General features: G+C 53.7%; 14 protein-coding genes. 3 read left to right on the top strand and 11 right to left on the bottom strand.

What is annotated here, in order from left to right; translation table 11 throughout:
• Positions 1-75 precede the first annotated feature (75 nt).
• From AAE029_RS18020 to AAE029_RS18005, 4 genes are read right to left on the bottom strand one after another with little or no spacing between them, the layout of a single operon-like run.
• Complete coding sequence (locus AAE029_RS18020; RefSeq protein WP_371074248.1) at positions 76-2,400, bottom strand: hypothetical protein; 2,325 nt, start codon at positions 2,398-2,400, stop codon at positions 76-78.
• Complete coding sequence (locus tag AAE029_RS18015; RefSeq protein WP_371074247.1) at positions 2,397-3,734, bottom strand: ABC transporter ATP-binding protein; 1,338 nt, start codon at positions 3,732-3,734, stop codon at positions 2,397-2,399. The genes AAE029_RS18020 and AAE029_RS18015 overlap by 4 nt, the downstream gene beginning before the upstream one ends.
• Positions 3,731-4,606: an ABC transporter permease gene (locus AAE029_RS18010; RefSeq protein WP_371074246.1), complete on the bottom strand. Its 876-nt coding sequence runs from the start codon at positions 4,604-4,606 to the stop codon at positions 3,731-3,733. The genes AAE029_RS18015 and AAE029_RS18010 overlap by 4 nt, the downstream gene beginning before the upstream one ends.
• Positions 4,606-5,475: a class I SAM-dependent methyltransferase gene (locus AAE029_RS18005; protein WP_371074245.1), complete on the bottom strand. Its 870-nt coding sequence runs from the start codon at positions 5,473-5,475 to the stop codon at positions 4,606-4,608. The genes AAE029_RS18010 and AAE029_RS18005 overlap by 1 nt, the downstream gene beginning before the upstream one ends.
• 178 nt (positions 5,476-5,653) lie before the next feature.
• Between AAE029_RS18005 and AAE029_RS18000 the strand changes: the two genes are divergently transcribed.
• Positions 5,654-6,439, top strand: coding sequence for an SGNH/GDSL hydrolase family protein (locus AAE029_RS18000; RefSeq protein ID WP_371074244.1), 786 nt, complete (start codon positions 5,654-5,656; stop codon positions 6,437-6,439).
• A gap of 3 nt (positions 6,440-6,442) precedes the next feature.
• On the opposite strand, the gene AAE029_RS17995 is transcribed toward AAE029_RS18000, so the two are convergent.
• The 4 genes from AAE029_RS17995 to AAE029_RS17980 form a co-directional block, all read right to left on the bottom strand.
• On the bottom strand, positions 6,443-7,090 hold the full coding sequence (locus AAE029_RS17995; RefSeq protein WP_371074243.1) for a DapH/DapD/GlmU-related protein: 648 nt from the start codon (positions 7,088-7,090) through the stop codon (positions 6,443-6,445).
• Positions 7,054-7,671 (bottom strand): acyltransferase, encoded by a 618-nt coding sequence (locus AAE029_RS17990; RefSeq protein ID WP_371074242.1) that lies wholly within the window; start codon positions 7,669-7,671, stop codon positions 7,054-7,056. The genes AAE029_RS17995 and AAE029_RS17990 overlap by 37 nt, the downstream gene beginning before the upstream one ends.
• Entirely contained in the window at positions 7,658-8,626 is a 969-nt protein-coding gene (locus tag AAE029_RS17985) for a hemolysin activation protein (RefSeq protein ID WP_371074241.1), read from the bottom strand. The genes AAE029_RS17990 and AAE029_RS17985 overlap by 14 nt, the downstream gene beginning before the upstream one ends.
• A gap of 247 nt (positions 8,627-8,873) precedes the next feature.
• The gene (locus AAE029_RS17980; protein WP_371074240.1) at positions 8,874-10,034 is read right to left on the bottom strand and encodes a glycosyltransferase family 4 protein; all 1,161 of its coding nucleotides are present in this window, start codon (positions 10,032-10,034) and stop codon (positions 8,874-8,876) included.
• A gap of 414 nt (positions 10,035-10,448) precedes the next feature.
• On the opposite strand from AAE029_RS17980, the gene AAE029_RS17975 reads away from it, so the two are divergent.
• Positions 10,449-11,225, top strand: a complete 777-nt coding sequence (locus AAE029_RS17975; protein WP_371074239.1) for a class I SAM-dependent methyltransferase — start codon at positions 10,449-10,451, stop codon at positions 11,223-11,225.
• On the opposite strand, the gene AAE029_RS17970 is transcribed toward AAE029_RS17975, so the two are convergent.
• Genes AAE029_RS17970 through AAE029_RS17960 form a run of 3 tightly spaced genes read right to left on the bottom strand, consistent with a single transcriptional unit; the run spans position 11,202 to position 14,813 of the window.
• Positions 11,202-12,578, bottom strand: coding sequence for an O-antigen ligase family protein (locus AAE029_RS17970; RefSeq protein WP_371074238.1), 1,377 nt, complete (start codon positions 12,576-12,578; stop codon positions 11,202-11,204). The two genes, AAE029_RS17975 and AAE029_RS17970, sit on opposite strands and share 24 nt — an antisense overlap.
• Entirely contained in the window at positions 12,575-13,684 is a 1,110-nt protein-coding gene (locus tag AAE029_RS17965) for a glycosyltransferase family 4 protein (protein WP_371074237.1), read from the bottom strand. The genes AAE029_RS17970 and AAE029_RS17965 overlap by 4 nt, the downstream gene beginning before the upstream one ends.
• A complete protein-coding gene (locus AAE029_RS17960; protein ID WP_371074236.1) occupies positions 13,677-14,813 on the bottom strand; it encodes a glycosyltransferase family 4 protein in 1,137 nt (378 codons plus the stop codon). Before AAE029_RS17960 ends, AAE029_RS17965 begins: the two co-directional genes overlap by 8 nt.
• Before the next feature lie 445 nt (positions 14,814-15,258).
• On the opposite strand from AAE029_RS17960, the gene AAE029_RS17955 reads away from it, so the two are divergent.
• Complete coding sequence (locus tag AAE029_RS17955; protein ID WP_371074235.1) at positions 15,259-16,371, top strand: calcium-binding protein; 1,113 nt, start codon at positions 15,259-15,261, stop codon at positions 16,369-16,371.
• Positions 16,372-16,377: the final 6 nt, after the last annotated feature.

Below are 16,377 nucleotides of genomic sequence, written 5' to 3'. Positions count from 1 at the left end.
AGGACTCTCTTGCAACTTATAATTGATTCGCCGCCCCGCAGCCGCTATCGATGATGGGGCGCAAGACCTGCACAGTTATCTTCCGACGTTTATAAACGTCTTCAATTCGCAGTCGCCCGAGAGCACAACCGATGTGGCGCATAAATGGAAAATTGGTCGATTTGCGAGATCGATCAGCACTTGCTTACATTCCACTTTTTCTGCCCAAGGAAAGGAAAGTTCGATAGAAAGATTATCGTCTCTGAGATAGGCGTGGTTTCCACTTACCTCGAAAGGCCTTGGCGAATGCAGGTGAAAGGCCAAACGCCCGTTCGATCGCAAAGCACAAGTGTCCGAGACAACGAATGCGCAGCCGTCATTAATGGAAATATGCCTGTCGTAGCGCGTCATTCGTTCGTTCCAGATGCCATTGCCCGGCACGACAATACTTTTCTGGTCTGGCGAAATACTCATGAACTGCCCTTCCGTGGGCAGACCCTGATTTGCAAATTCCCCGTTCTCGTTCACTGGCGTCAAGACGTTGTGAAGCCAGGAGCGCGACAGAAAGTGTGCCTCCGCATACCAGTATTGCACCATTCCACGGTCAACAAAGATCGGGGTGTTGTCGATCTCAAGTGCAAATTGACCAACGTCACGATGAGAATGGGTCGCTCCCAAGGCGCCGCCTGACACCCATAGCCTCATTAGGGGTGAGTCACCCCCTCCGAAAAGCATCGTTAGTTTGCCTGATTCTGGCAAAAGGTCAAATTCTGGAACAATTAGACGACTCTTCTCAACTTTATCGGGCCCGTAGACCATGCCAACTAAGCCGCCACTCCTTGACAGCGTACCTGTCAACTCATGGACGGATCCATTTACCAGACAGTTTTGTAGAATTGCAGCAAAGTTCGAATTCGGATCCAACTCCGCCATGATGGGAATCGCGTCACCGCCAAACCATTCAACGCGGCAATCGCCGGCAGGTATGCCTTTGCCAGGCTGCATGGCTGACATAGCCGCCACATACCGGTCCACCTTGGCAAAACGCTTTCTAACTTCGCTTTTCCAATCCAAGCCTCGTGCCCGACAATATGCTATGGTTGCCCATAAGGTCGCGGTCATCGTTTGACAAAGATAACCAATACCCTCATGCACACCACCATCTTCCTTGACATACTTGTCAAGGACAGCGCCCATAGAAGTGTAGGCCGCGTCCACGACATGGGTGCCGTATCGAGGCCAGCCTGATTCCAACATCAAGCCCCCAAGTATAAGTGCGCGATTGAAGACAGCACCTTGGTTCATTGCATGCATGTGCTCACGCGCAGCAAGGTCGCGAGCAACCTTCGCCATGCCCTTCTCGGCTATTGCTTCACGAATGAGGTTGCGTGTGCGCGGGAAAAGTGCAAAGCCGAGCCAATCAAGCAGGATCGCTACACTCGTCGTGGTCATTTCCTCCTGGAAGCTGAGGTGGCTCCATGTGCTCGATGGCACATTATGTTCCCCTGACTCGGTCCAGTATCGCGAATGAACCATGCACATGAGATAGCGCAAGGCTTGACGTATAATCTGCCGGTCGTCGGTCACCAGCCCCACGAACCCCAGTACTAGTGCCTCCCAATGATAGCACGTCCGCCCCAACTGCTCCTTCCGAATGTAACGAGCATCATGCGTCGGCAAATATTCACCAAAATCTGCCTCAGGCTCGCGCTTCATGTATTCGGCGGCACGCTGCCGTAAAAGATCAAAATGGCTAGCCCACGCAGGGTCGTTGAGCTTTTCCTTGACAGCACTTAGTTCGCTGACATCGAAGAGCAGTCCACGCTCAAAGCGCACGTCCCCCCAGTGGTCGTCAGGCAGGATCCACGGTGCCCAATCCGGATGGCTTTCCGTTCGCAACCGCCGAACAAGTGCGTGCGCCTCCGAATTTCGAAGGCCTACCCAATTCAAGGCCAACACCGGAACCTCGGTCGGATCCGACGAAATGCGCAATGCAATCCCCCCGACTCGATCCAGTCGCTCCCTAAAGGAACGATGCAAGGTACGAAGTTCTGAAAGCTTATAAACGAGTTCCTGCCGCTGCCCGGTACCCCTCACTGGGCCGCTCCACTTGGACCAGAGCTCGCCTGAGGCTGACATCAGCGCTATTTGTATTGTTGCAGCCGTTGGAAAGGACGCACAAACGATGACGCTGTCATAGTTCTCAAAATCCACCGAGCAGATTATTTTCAGAGTTGCGGAGAAACTGTGTTCCGATCGGCTCCAGTAAAATGCGGTGCTGTCCCAAAGCGAGTCACGCACCAGTTCAATACTGCCGTCGGTCTCAATGGCAACAGGCAACCAGTGCGAGTGTTCGGGGTCATGAAACGGAGCGATGATTATCTCTGAAAGCGCGGAATCAAGTGGCAGGGCATATTTCACGCGAGTGACTCCATCGTCATATCACAAGGCAGGAAGAATACTGCGCGATCATTCGAGTAAAGAAAGCGATCGCGCGGATGTCGGACAACAAACTTCTTGGCTGAAAGCCAGTAAAAAATGTGAACTCCGATGTTCTTCGACGTAATCGAAGTATTCACAACATACATTCCTGGCCGCAGATTTTGATTTCCCACTTTGACCCTCAGCCGGTAGCGACCGGGATCGATACACTCGAGCGCCATTCCCTGCTCTATGGAGTCAATTGATATTAGAAATTTATAATGCACAGCATCTATACTGGCTCGAAAGATTGGTTGCTCTATTCGACTATTAAAAACGTATTCGAACTCGAGACATAGGTCCTGGCCGAACTCTAACTCATCTACTTCCAGTTGGCCGTCGGCACCAAGCAGGCGCAGTGACGTGCAATGAGCATCTCCAGTACCGCCGCGAGAATGGCCATATTGATTTGCTAAATCGCCGGACCCCGATTGACCTGACGATACTCGCTCGTTTCCTTCATGATCCTTCGCCGCAGCGTCGAATTGAATGGCGGATGCTCTTGCGTTTCGTGAGTTCTGATCGTCATAGGCCCTAATTGCGTCTTCGACCGGTCCATTCACCAATACACTGCCCTGATTCATAAAGAGGCCGCGATCGCAAACTGACCAAATCGCGCCAGGCGAATGAGAAACAAGGATAATAGCGGTACCTTCTCGCTTCAGTTGCAGAATGTGATCATAGCATTTCTTTTGAAAGTTCAGGTCACCAACCGCAAGTACTTCATCCATCAGCAGCACGTCTGGCCGGCTAAGCGCGGCAATGGCAAAGCCGAGGCGTACATACATGCCGCTTGAATAGTTTTTGACCGGCAGATCAATGAAGTGGCCAAGCTCAGAGAATGCCACGATCTCGTCCATCAGCCCATCAATTTCCTCCGTGGAAAGGCCGAGAAGTGCTCCGTTGACGTAGACGTTCTCACGACCGGTCAACAAGGGTGCAAAGCCTGCGCCCGCAGCGATCAAGGCGCCGACGCGTCCACGTATCTGCACCTTTCCCCTGTCTGGCGCGTAGACACCGTTCAGTATCCGCAACAGTGTCGTCTTTCCGCAGCCGTTGACACCCATAAGCCCCAGCGCCTCGCCTGGGTACAACTCGAAACTGACATCATTGACCGCCCAGAACTCGCCCTCCCTCAGAATATTAGAGGTGCTAGCCTTTCCGGCGAGCTTACCAGCCACGTCGCGGAGCCCGTACTTCATGGATTGACGTAGCGTCAGCCCGAACTTTTTCGATACGCCTTCGGCTTTAACGGCCCATTGATCCATACTCATAGCCGTTCTGTTACTTTGTCTTTGATGAGATAAAAAGCGTGAATTCCAAGCCAGAGGACGAGCACGGAGAAAAAGGTTGCCAGCGCAAAGCCCAGAGGGTCAGGAATATCGCCTCGAACAAAGAGGCTGCGCGGTGCATCGACGAGATAGGTGAGCGGATTGAATCGGACAACATTCTGAAGCACAGGGTTCTGAAATTCTGCGGTGTACACCACCGGCGTGATATACATGGCGAGATTGATGAGTGTTGTGAACATACCCGTCACATCGCGCGCTACGGCCCCAATCACCGAAAGTATCAGACCGATTCCTACGCCAAGAAGAATGATTGGCAGTACCGCCAAAGGATAGGCGACAGCCCACACCGACGGTAACCGACCAAAGACGGCCATCAAGACGATCAGAACTACGAGATTGACCAAGAGATTGTAAAGAAGCGACGCCAGCCCGGTTATGGCCAATCCAATCTTCGGGATGTTCGTCCTCATCACGAGGTCCGTGTTGCTTATCAGCCCGTTAGCGACAACGCTCAAGGCCGACACAAAGATTCCCCAAATCGTCGTCCCTATGAAAACGAAGATGGGATACGGAAAATCGGTATCGCCCGGATTCAGGATGCCGGTCAGCTGCATAAAGACGAAACTTGCTATACCGAGCAGCGGTACAAGCACGATCCATAGATAGCCTAAGAGCTTCTGTCGGAAGCCTGCTACGAAATCGCGCACGAAGAGATGCCATAGAACATGGCGCGACCAGTAAAGCTCGCGCACAGCAAGCACAAGCGATTGAACAGGCCCAAGCACGCTGCCTTGAGCTTCGTAGATGCGCACGCTCTTTTCGGAGCGGCTACCCGCAATTTTACGTTCCTGCATTATGTCTTTCCGGCCGACGCGGGCTTCACCGCAACGAAGGAGTAGAGGCGTCCCGGCGTCTGGTCGCGTCGGTTCAGTGCGGCCACCAATGCCCTCATCAACGTCTGACCCAAGGGATGCCGACGGTTGAACAACAGATTTGCCAACGGTCTACCAATGATATTGGCAACCGGCCGCGTGCAATGGATAAAGCACTGCTCCGGCGTCATTGGGAAATAGTTTATTGGTGAATCGAGCGGGGCTAGCGCCTTATCCACCTGGAGGCCGGCATTCCTCATCGCCGAGAGATATTCCTCAAGGAGAAATGCGTTTTCTCCTCCATAGAACTTATGGAGCGCGTGGGCCTGCAAAAAGGCCTGGAGGTCCTCCTTCCGGCTCAATACATGTTCCCGGGTGGCGATCATGATCCCGCCCGGTTTCAGAACGCGAAAAATCTCACGACATGTCTGGGGTAGATCCCGCGCATGGTGCAACACCTGCCGGCAATTGACGACATCGAAGGTGTTGTCGGCGAAAGGCAACTGCTCCGAAAATTCGCCGACGACATCAATCTTCAAACCGCTTGCCCGGGAGAGCGAGTGAATGGCTCCTGCGCCCACAAGATCGCTCGAATCCGGTTCCAGGGCTGTCACGTTCCAGCCATCCCGAGCCAAAGCGTAACTGCTGATGCCTCGCCCGGCGCCAAGATCCAATGCTTTTCCGTTGGGGGCTGGCAACAGAGCGGCGATCGCTTTCCATTCTGCACTCTGCCAAAAGCGTTCCGCGGCCTTATCTAAGGGATCATCAAAGTAGCATGCCCTAACAAGAAACTGCTGGTCTGGTTGCTCGCGCAACCAACGCACAGATTCTTCCCAAGTCATTTGGTGCATGTGACCTCCAAAAACTGCCGTGACCCAGGGCGCTGTTCGCCTCAATTTGCGCTTTGCGGCACGAACAACTCCTAAAGCGCCGGCCGTCGCCTCGCTGGTTGTGGAAGCGAAATCGCCCTTACTTAACGGACCCGAACTGCTATAGAAGGACCGTCCCTATGTCTAGAGCAATGCATCGATGAAGCCTGCACGATCCGTTATTAGTCTTATTGTCGTATCCTTTTTTCTCTTTGGCTTGTGGATTGTGACCGTCGGCCTTTTCTGGCTCGGGTACTTCTCGCCCACCTCTAACACCGCGCCGATCTCTTCCCATGCGTCAATCAGATTGAGCATCATTGGGCTTGAGCTACCCCAGATCGTGGATCAATCCAGGTCATTTGATGTGATGCTGGGCGACAGCATAGTCGAAGCGTTTTTTGCCAAATCCGCGTGTTCGCCCATCCTGAACGCAGGGATCGGCGGCGGCGGAATCGATACGGTATTTCCTGTATTAGAAAAATTGCGCCAATACAAAGGACGCATAGACGCGGTGGTTCTCGGTATCGGTGTAAACGATGCCAATGCCGAGCTTGTAAAAGGCTATGCCGACGGCAGGGCCGCCTATTTAACAAATTGGGCGGCCCGTTATCGTGAGGCCGTATTAATTCTGCGCTCATTAGATGTCAGGCTCTATATCCTCCCGATCCTGCCTGTTGAAGCAGGCAAGTCGCTCGGGGCGGGTTATTTCGACGTCGACGTAATAAACGAGATGAATAAGGCCATTGTGCAGATAGGCTCAGAGTATAATTTGCCAATCTTGGCGCTCCCTGCGTCGTTACAGGGCAGCAAGCAAGGTATCGCCAAAGACGGAACTACAGTCGACGGAGTCCATCCTGCCGCGCAAACGTATAGGGTGGTGGGAGACTTGGTGGAAGGCGCTCTGGGAAACACTGATTGCCAACCAAGCAGATCGCCCGATCGCTAAGAATCAACCCGTCTGGACGAGATCGCGTATCGGCCGAGCGGGATTTCCGCCTACCAAGGTCCAAGGCGGTACATCTTTTGTGACAACCGACCCGGCGGCGATAACGGCACCCTCACCAATTGTTACACCCTTTAGAACCGTAACGTTCATGCCAATCCAAACTTTGTCGCTGACATGAATAGCCCGGCGTTCGACTACATCCCAATCCTTAAGCGAAGCAGCTCGCGCTAAGCCACCTGATAACAATCCTTCACGCCAATCGGCCACGTCTTTAGCTCTGTCCTGCCAGTTCAGGGAATGGGAGTCGTGATCCACGAGAGTGCAACCCCAGGAAATCAGGACATTGTTCCCAATTTCTATTCTCTCAGCAGAAATAAGAGCTGATCCGCCCACGTAAGTGTCGCTGCCAATTGATACCGTGGCTTTGTCGTTTTCAAGAACAACTCTGCAACTCAGCACCGAGTTCTTGCCGATGTCAACGCGACCATTTGAGGCGCCCGCCCGTATATCCAGAGTATAGCCCGCAAGTACGGTTCCATTCTCAAGAACGTTATTCGGATCCGTCGCGACGTCGTTATTTTGCGTCTCCCGAGCGAACCGCAATATAGGTCTCATTAGTTTAATGGCGATATTACGGGCGATACTTCGCATCTATATATTACTCCTGGCGGTACGTCACGCGTAACAATCGCTCCGGCAGCTATCACGCTGCCCTTCCCTATTCGGACGCCCTTCAATATTGTGACGCCAAAACTAATCCAAACATCGTCTTCTATTATGATTTCTTCAGACACAATCCCCGGCACCTGCGAGGTCTCCGTTGGATGACCTTTCTCAATTATATCTCGAAAATGTTGGTGTCGCTCTTGAGGGTTTAGCGAATGTGCAGACCCATCATGGATGTTTACATTGTGAGCAATAAGAACTCGATTTCCGATCTTGATCGACTTCATCGACCAAACTTCGGTTCTGTGACCGATGTAGCACCACTCACCAATTTCAATTTGTCCGCCATGACCGTAGGTTACCAGTCGCCCACGAACAAACGAATTGCGCCCGATCGTTATAGTCTCCGCTCCGCCTGAAAAATTGTTAACCTCTGCTTCGGCCGACAGCTGGGAACCCAAGCCCAGCGTGTAGGCTGGCTTGCCGTGAACACGCCGGCGCTCCTCTTCCAATGCTTTTGCGAGAGCGCCCAGCGCACGGGATTTCAGCCGGTCAAGAAACCGCATTTCGCACATTCTCTTTCAATTTCTGGGCGAAGGATTTCAGCCTTCCCTTTATTCCATGGGCTTGGGGAGCAGCGGCCGCAGGCTGCAAGGACCGAAAGAAATCCTCAAGTAGAGCCAAGTGCTGCGGCTCGTATTTTGCGGCGGACGGAAGCTTGAAAGTCTCGCCAATGACCAACCCCTTATAGGCCGAAACATCGGGCTGGCCGAGGAAGTCGTTGTCGTCGCAATGGACGCCGGACCCGTCGAACCCGCCGTTTCGGACAAGACTCTTCCTGGGATAGAGGACGAGCCCCCTCCGGCGAGAGACCGCATACCACCACAGGATACCCCAAGAGTCATTGCGACCGGCCAGGCGATCCTCGAGCATCGACGAGAACGAGCATGTGCCGTTCAGGTCGAAGAGCCGCTTCCAGGTGCCGTCGCGCTTGGCCTCTTCCAGATCTTCGGGAACCCAGGAAAAATGCTGCCACGCGCGTTTCCACGTCGCCCATCCCCAGGTCGTCGTCACCGGCAGAAGAAATGCATCGTCCTTCAGATCGGGGGGCGCCCGCAATGTAAGGCCCCCAATCTGCATGATATCGGGCTGATCTTCGTATCGGTCCAGCGCCTCAATCATGTAGCTCAGGAAGTCGGCACTCACGATAAGGTCGTCCTCCACCACTATCGCACGGCCGTAGTGTTCACATAGTTCGCCAACGCTCCCACCGATCGACTTGGCTAGGCCCAGATTCGCCGGCCGTTCGACCACGGTTGCACCGAAGTGCGGCGCCCAACGGCGCAGAACTTCGCGCGTTGCTTCTACCTCCGGCCTAGCCGCTTCGCTTCGTGGGCCGTCGGAGTAGAAAAAGAAATCGCAATCAGCCATTCGAGCTGATCGGCTTAGCGCCTGCAATGCCCGATCGGTGTGGGAGGGACGATTGTAGCTGAAGACCGCCACTGGAGATTTTCTCGTCATTGCGCTGAACTCGACACCGCTATCCAGAGGAACACTGACAAAGGCAGCATGCTATGCACCGAGCTCTCCAGGCAGCAGCGGCCAAACCTTCAATTTGCCCAATTCGCCATCAATCTGATCGCCAGGCGGCCTACAGCGAGGGCCACGATAGGACATGCCCCTTCCCCCCGTTTTAAGGAGCGAATAGTTTAGCGATAGACCTTTTGCAAGCGAATAATAGGCTCCGCAGGGAACTTCGACTGGCGATTCACAGCATAGGTGACGTCGCCGCCACGGGTCCTTTTGCAGCCGTCTGCTGCTTGATGGCCAATTGCTGATAGATCGTGCTGTAGGACTTTGCCATCCTGCCAGCCGTGAACTGTCGAAGGTAACGGTCGCGTCCGGCAGCACCAGCCGCGTCTGCGAATGCTTCGTCGTTCCAGACCTGCCCCATCGCCTCTGCCAAGGCGGCCGCATCGCCCGGTGGCACCACAAGTCCCGTCTCGCCGTCGAGGTTGACATAGCTCGTCCCCGTGCCGAGCTCGCAGGAAATCATCGGCTTGCCACGCATTGATGCCTCCACCAAAGATAATCCGAAGGCTTCGGAGCGCAGATGTGAGGGAAAGACCAGGGCATGGCTGAGATCGAGGACGGCCATCTTGTCCCTGTCCGGCAATGCACCGAGGAGATGGACATTCGTCAGCCGATCCCGCGCTATCTGCTCTTCAAGGTCCACCCGCATCGGTCCGTCGCCGACGATCACGACGTCGAGGCCGCTTTTCCTTGCCGCCTCCATCAGCACATGGATGCCCTTGTAATATCGTAGTACCCCGACGAACAGGAAGAAGCGTTTGGGAAGCCTTGCCCGCCAGCACTCCCGGGTCGCTTCATCGACTTGAGGATAGTCCCCTTCGTCTAGCCCGAGCGGTATAACCTCCACCTTGGAGCGGAAATGCTGCAGTACCTCGCTCGTCTCGACGTAGTTGGGAGATGTCGCAACGATACGATCGACGCTGCCAAGGAAGCGATACATGAGCGGGCGATAAAGCCGAAGGAGCGTCTTCTGCTTGATGATGTCGGAATGATAGGTGACGACGGTCGGCTTACCGTTCTTTGAGAGGAGATGCACCACGTCCATAAGCGGCCATGGAAAATGGAAATGGATGATGTCGGCGGCCGCACTCAGTTCTCTGAATCGCCTGAAGGCTTCGCGTGAAAAACCGGTCGAGGCGAACTCGAAATCGAGCCTCGCCTTGTAGGCCATGTGGCCATCGAAATGCTTTGTATTACCCTCCGGTTGATCGCTGAGCGAGAGGACATCGCTCTCGAAACCATATTTCTGAGTGCCCTTGGCAATAGCGTGGATCGTCCGTTCGATTCCACCGAATGTATCCGGCCAATAGGTCTTGAAGAAATGTAGAACCCGCATTTCGCTCCTGCATGGAAATCAATGACTGTGTCGTCGGGGCCGCCGGCCTATCCGATGCTACTCCGGCTCCTTCCGACCTACCGCTACGGCCACAAGTACTACGGCCGTCAATGTATATGGAAGCGAATTTGCACGAAATGTGGAGAAAATTAACGTGGCTCGAGCATGTGGAGCGGAAAGCTGAACGCAGCGCCTCTCTGTGTCATAGCCGAGACGCCACTCGCTCTTGAAGGTGAGATTCGCGAAAGGAAGCCCTCACAGTCGGCAGCCTTAATCAACCACCACATGACCATTGTGCCTCTCTAAGGCCGAATAGTTGTTGCTAAAGGACACCCAAACCGCACCCCATCTTGCACGAATCAATATTTCAATGATCATTCCATGCGTTGATCAAGAATTGAGCAAGGTTGATGCATGGATCGCAGGACTGCGGCAGAAATCCGGCGTTTTCTTCCGAACTCCATAGTGAATTGTCTTGCGCGATATCGCCGACTATTCCATCTCATCTTGCAATATCGTGGCCGGCATAAACGCGAGTGTCCCATATGCGGCTACCGCGGATTCTTCTATGCCGCAGGGGTTCCGCTTCGTTTTGATGCCACATGCTACCGCTGCAGTTCGGTCGAGCGTCACCGGCAACACCACCTTCTCACGGAACGCAATCCGAGTTGGATCGACGGCGCGGAGGTGCTTCATTTCGGAGCCGAGCGCTGCTTCGTCGGAGACTATAAGCTGCGAGCCGCGCGATATGTCATGGCAGATTACATGCCAACCCGGGATGAAGTAAAAGTCGACATCCAGCGGATTCAATTTGCAGACAACACTTTCGACACCGTCATTTGTCATCAGGTTCTTGAACATGTGCCGGATGATGTGGCGGCAGTGCGCGAGCTGTACCGCGTGGTGCGGCCTTCGGGTCGCGTGCTATTGACTGCACCCATCGTCCCGAAGTGGAAGGAATCCTTCTCTGATCCTGATGTCGCTGACCATAGGCATCGAGATCTCCTCTTCGGGCAAAGCGACCACTTGCGTCTTTACGGAAGTGATTTCAGTCAACTTCTTCGGCAAGCTGGATTCGAGGTGGCCGAATTCATCGCGCATGAGCCCGAAGTTTCCAAATATAGCCTGGTGAGGGGCGAGACTATTTTCGTTGCAACGAAGGCGGTCTCAACGCAAGCGCGAATTCAATAACAGCGCAGCAGAATAATCTACGGATTTTCGTATTGGCCGCGTGCCATCAGCCAGTGCTATGGCGCTACATGCCGCCATGATAGCTGCAAAAAAGGAGGCGATTCCTGGAATTTCTATCGAAAAATCAACAATGGCATGCAGAGCAACGAGCAGGCCAGCACAGAGCGCAAGAGCCGAGTAGGACCGTGACGATCGCCCGCTGCCAAGGTGTCTTACGAAAGCGAAGGCTGCCAACAAAATACAGGTGATCGTCAAAATAGGGGCCAATAATCCGAACTCGATCCAAAACTGGAGATAGGAGTTATGGGCCTTTTCCCAGATGCCGCTTATGCCGCATTGCGGATCCCTATATCGGGGAAATGCGTGAACGAAGGTACCGGCGCCGGTGCCGAACTGCCAATTGTCCTCGAGCATGCGCACGATCGCCGGCAATGTGCAAAAGCGAGGATCCCGAGTGCCGATCGTATCGGCCCGCAGCATGACGCGTTCGCCCGCAAATATAAACGCAACCAGCATTGTGGCCGCGATCACGACTGCCGCACCGACAAACTTCACCTTCAGCTGACGGCCGGTCGCCTGCCGTCGTAGGCGCAGCCAGAGGAGCCAAACCACCAAAATGAACATGGCGACGAAAGATGCCCCTATCGCGCCGCGTGACTTGGTCAGGAAAAGACCGATGATCGTCAACAACGTCAGCCCTGCATACAGCAGGGCAATCAGCGTCGAGCGATCGGGCCTTTGCCACAAAAACAATGTTCTGGCCAGATTGAGCGAGGGGACATTGCGGCAAGACGCCCAGAATTGTCTCATCAATATGAGAGAGGTAAGACCTAAGAAGGTACCGGCGTTGTTCCGGTTTACGAATGTCAGTGTAAAGCTGTCTTTGTAGAATAATTTCTGCTGACCGAGTACGAAGTCGCTGGAAATCAGAAACTCGGCAAGACAGGCGACGCCCATAAGCGATGCAGGAACTGCGAGAAATTTAATAATAAAGCGTGCGTTTCTGACTTTCTCGCCAAGAATTAACCCCGTCATAAACGTAATCGCGGGAAACGAGAAGAATAGACTCGCATAGATGGTATCAGCGTCTTGAACCGATACATTGGCCGTCTGAAAGAGACTCCAGCCTAAAGCCAAGATCAGAATGACTGATACGAGCAGAAGACAGCGTTGGGTGGCTGTTCCTGTCTTGACCGAGAAGACGGTCACGAGAAAAAGAGCCGCCATCGCGGCGGTCAAAAGAGAAAGTGCGAAAGGTTTGGCAGAACCGAAAGAAAGAACGGAAAGAAGAACGATCGCAATAAATACGATCGTCAGTATCCTAAGCTTGCTTATGCGAGCGACGAGTATCACGCGGGAAGTAGCTCTTGATAAAGCTCACATATAGACTGGTGCAGCTTTCGCTTGCTGAAGTTTGCGTTGACGTGGTCACGCCCTGCATTGACCATCGAGTCAATCGTTTTCGGTTCTGATTGAATGGTTTGAATAGCGGTATAAAACTCTTCGGCGCTGTGTACCGCAAAACCGGTAACATTGGGAAGAATCATCTCCTTCGTGCCTCCGGTCAAAGTAGCAATGACAGGAAGGCCCATATTCAGCGGCTCAAGAATCGTGCGTCCGAGAGGTTCAGCCGCCTGGGCGGGTGCGCAGACGACGTCGAGACCATCATAAACCTTCTCAGGATCGCTGACGAATCCTTGAAATTCCACGCTCTCGCCTAGTCCGTATGCCGCAATTTTGGCCTTTATCTCGCTTTCGTAACCCGGCGCCTCCTGCGAAAATTTCCCGCGAACCAACAGATGCACGCAGACGCCTTTACCTTTGGCGTAGTGAAGCCAATCCAGGAGGACATGCAGCCCTTTGTGCGGATGGATGCGGCCGATGAAACCGACACGCAGGGGGGTGGACGGGTTACGCACTATAGCGGGCTTGGGATCTACGCCGTTGAAAATGACACGCCCGTTCGACGGCACGCGTTCGTCGGGGCAACAAGCCGCAGAGACGTAGACCGCGCGCGAACCCGAGAATGCCAGCAACTGCCAAACCAGCTTTTCCTGCCAGGTATAGGCAATGTCCCGGAAGTGCATGACGATCTTCGCCGTGGAGCGCAGACGCATCAGCACCGCGATCGAATGCGCCTTCAGCCCGTTGGTGTGCACGATATTGATGGCATTGCTTGACACGATCTCCTTAAGAGATCCCGCGGCGCGCCAAGCATCGGCCATAACCTTAAGACCGCTCGAAAACTTGAACGGCCGTTGAACCTCGTGAACGGTGCCAAAATCGACGACTTCTACTCGAATTCCAAGCGATCGAGCCTTGTCGGCAAGCTCGCCTTCCGCAGGCACGGCGAGCACCGGGTCAACTCCGGGATTTGCCAGCAAATCAAACAGGGAATGTTCGGCTCCGCCTTTGAAATTGGGGACGGGCGATACGTATAAGGCTTTGATCTTAGACATTTTTTTCGACCGCAAATTCTGGAAAATATTGTCCTACAAGGGCTCGGAACGCATCCTTGAACCGTTCCCGCGAAAAATTCCTGGCATTTTCGACACAGCTTTCGAGTGATATCTCGCTATGCCGTCGTTCAAATAACTCAATCGCTTCTACGATTGCCTCTACGGACTGTTCGTGAAAATGAACGCCCGTTGGCGACATCTTGTCCAGCCCGCGGACCGTCTCGGAGGTGCCGCCCTTTCCGAAAGCAATGACAGGTGTGCCGCAAGCCTGGGCTTCGACGGGAATGATCCCAAAGTCCTCTTCCGCGGCGAACACAAAGGCACGTGCTTTCGACATCGTCGTCCGCAGAACATCGCTCGTCTGATAGCCCATGATCTGAACATTCGGCCCGGCCACCTTTTTGGCTTTTTCGAAATCCGGTCCGTCACCAATGACAATGAGCTTCTTGTCAGGCATTCGCGAGAAGGCTTCAACGATCAGGGGGATTTTCTTGTACGGCACCATTCGCGAAGCCGTCACATAATAATCCTGCTTTTCTGCCTCTGGGGTGAAGTACTGCAGGTCAACCGGCGGATTGATGATTTTGGCATCAACGCCATAGGTTTTCTTGATCCGACGCGCGACAAAAGCAGAGTTCGCGATCATGAGATCGGGGCCGTGCGCCGTGCGAAAGTCCCACATTCTGAGATAGTGCAGCAATATCCGCGCAATCGCCGATTTGAGACCCCGGTGCATGCGGGCCTCCTTCAGATATACCGCCTGCTGGTCCCATGCATAGCGCATCGGCGAATGCACATATGAAATATGCACTTGACGCGGCCCGGTAATAATTCCCTTGGCGATCGAGCTCGAAGAAGAAATAACGAGATCAAACTGCGAAAAATCAAATTGCTCTATCGCGAGCGGCATGATTCCGATGAATTGCCGATGCCGTCTCCTGATAAACGGAACTTTCTGCAAGAAGCTTGTATGTATCGTGACATTCTTGAGAAATCCGCGGTCATGCTGCGGAAGAAAATCAATCAGAGTGAAAAGTTCCGCTTCGGGAAATACCTCGAAAAGCTCTGCAAGAACCTTTTCGGCGCCACCCATGACATAAAGCCAATCATGCACGATTGCGACTTTCACAACTAACCCCTTTGGCTCACCGGATGGTGCAGCTCGCACTCTGCGTAATTTTGGAACGGCAACGTCGATGCGGGATCCCGCGGGCCATCAATTAAATGTATCTCACAATCGATGCAAGCACGCGGTTCAAAACGTGGCGTCACAATACTAATTATTTTCGTGAAAGGGTAAATAAGCGGGCTCAAATCCATTTAAGCGTATAAATGGAGTTGTGGACAGAGATACACGGGCCACATGCGATTGCAAAATTGAGAAAGACCCAAAAATAGTTATCTACCTCTCTCGTAGTCACCTTAAAAACTTCCTCAGTATGTTTGTTGTATTAATACTAATAGAAAAATCCATACTTCAGGTAGTTGACCTAAGGTTAATAAGAAATTAATCAATCTCCCGGCGGTTAGAACATGCCTTGTTTAATATGTAGCCAATTGAGAGAGGGATAAACATGGTTTCGACCATTTCAGACATCGACAACATGAAAATTGCTGATGCAACCCAGGCAAATATTGGCGGTTCGTCGAAAGACGATCTGCTCTTCATGAGCAGCCTTGGCGGCGGCATTGCCCAAGGGGGCGCGGGCGACGACATCATCTTTGGCGGCGCTGGCAACGATATTCTGCGCGGCGATGAAGGCAGCGACTTGCTGTACGGCGGCGCCGGCAACGATTTGCTGAACGGTGGTTCCGGCGACGACATTCTGCTCGGCGGCGCCGGCAATGACGATCTGCGTGGCGGCACCGGCAACGACATCCTGTCCGGCGGCGATGGAAGCGACAAGTTCTTCCTCGACGCCAATTCGGGTCACGACACGATCACCGACTTCAGCTTTAACGATGGCGATGTGCTTACGTTTGCGGTCGGCACTCTGAGCGGCATGGCCAACAAGCAGCTGTCGATTGCAAGTCAGGATGATCTGAACAACTTCCTGAGCCGCGACGGCGTTACCTGGCATATGGATGGCGATAACCTTGTCATCGACTATGGTGCCGGCAATTCGCTGACGCTGCAGAACTACGGCAATCCGACAGGAAACAACATCAACGGCAATTCCCAGGCCAACACGCTCCTCGGCGACAGCCACGGCAATCTTATCAATGCCGGTGCCGGCAATGATGCGGTGTTTGCCGGTGTGGGTGCGACAAAGGTCGTGGGCGGCGAAGGCGATGATCTTATCAACGGTGGCGCCGGCAAAGACATCCTCGGCGGCCAGAGCGGCAAGGACATTATTTTCGGCGGCGCTGGCGACGATCAGATCAGCGGCGGCGCAGGTGACGACATCCTGACCGGCGGAAGCGGCAACGACACCTTCAACTTCAAGCTCGGCGACGGACATGACACGATCACCGACTTCAGCGCCGGCGACAAGATCAATCTGTACAACGACTACATCTCCGGCAAGGAAGTTGTAACGATTGCGTCGGTTGACGACATGCACAAGCTTGTTGATGCAGGTCACGCCACCGCCGACACGCAAGGCGATTCGGTCACGCTGCACTTCGCCAATGGTGACAGCATCAGGTTCACCGGCCTGGAGTGGGACGCTCACACGCCTCTCTGAGGATTT

This window comes from Sinorhizobium sp. CB7 (assembly GCF_041357635.1).
Lineage (GTDB): Bacteria > Pseudomonadota > Alphaproteobacteria > Rhizobiales > Rhizobiaceae > Rhizobium.
Note: the sequence above shows the minus strand (reverse complement) of the source record. Positions and strands in the feature narration are given on the sequence as shown.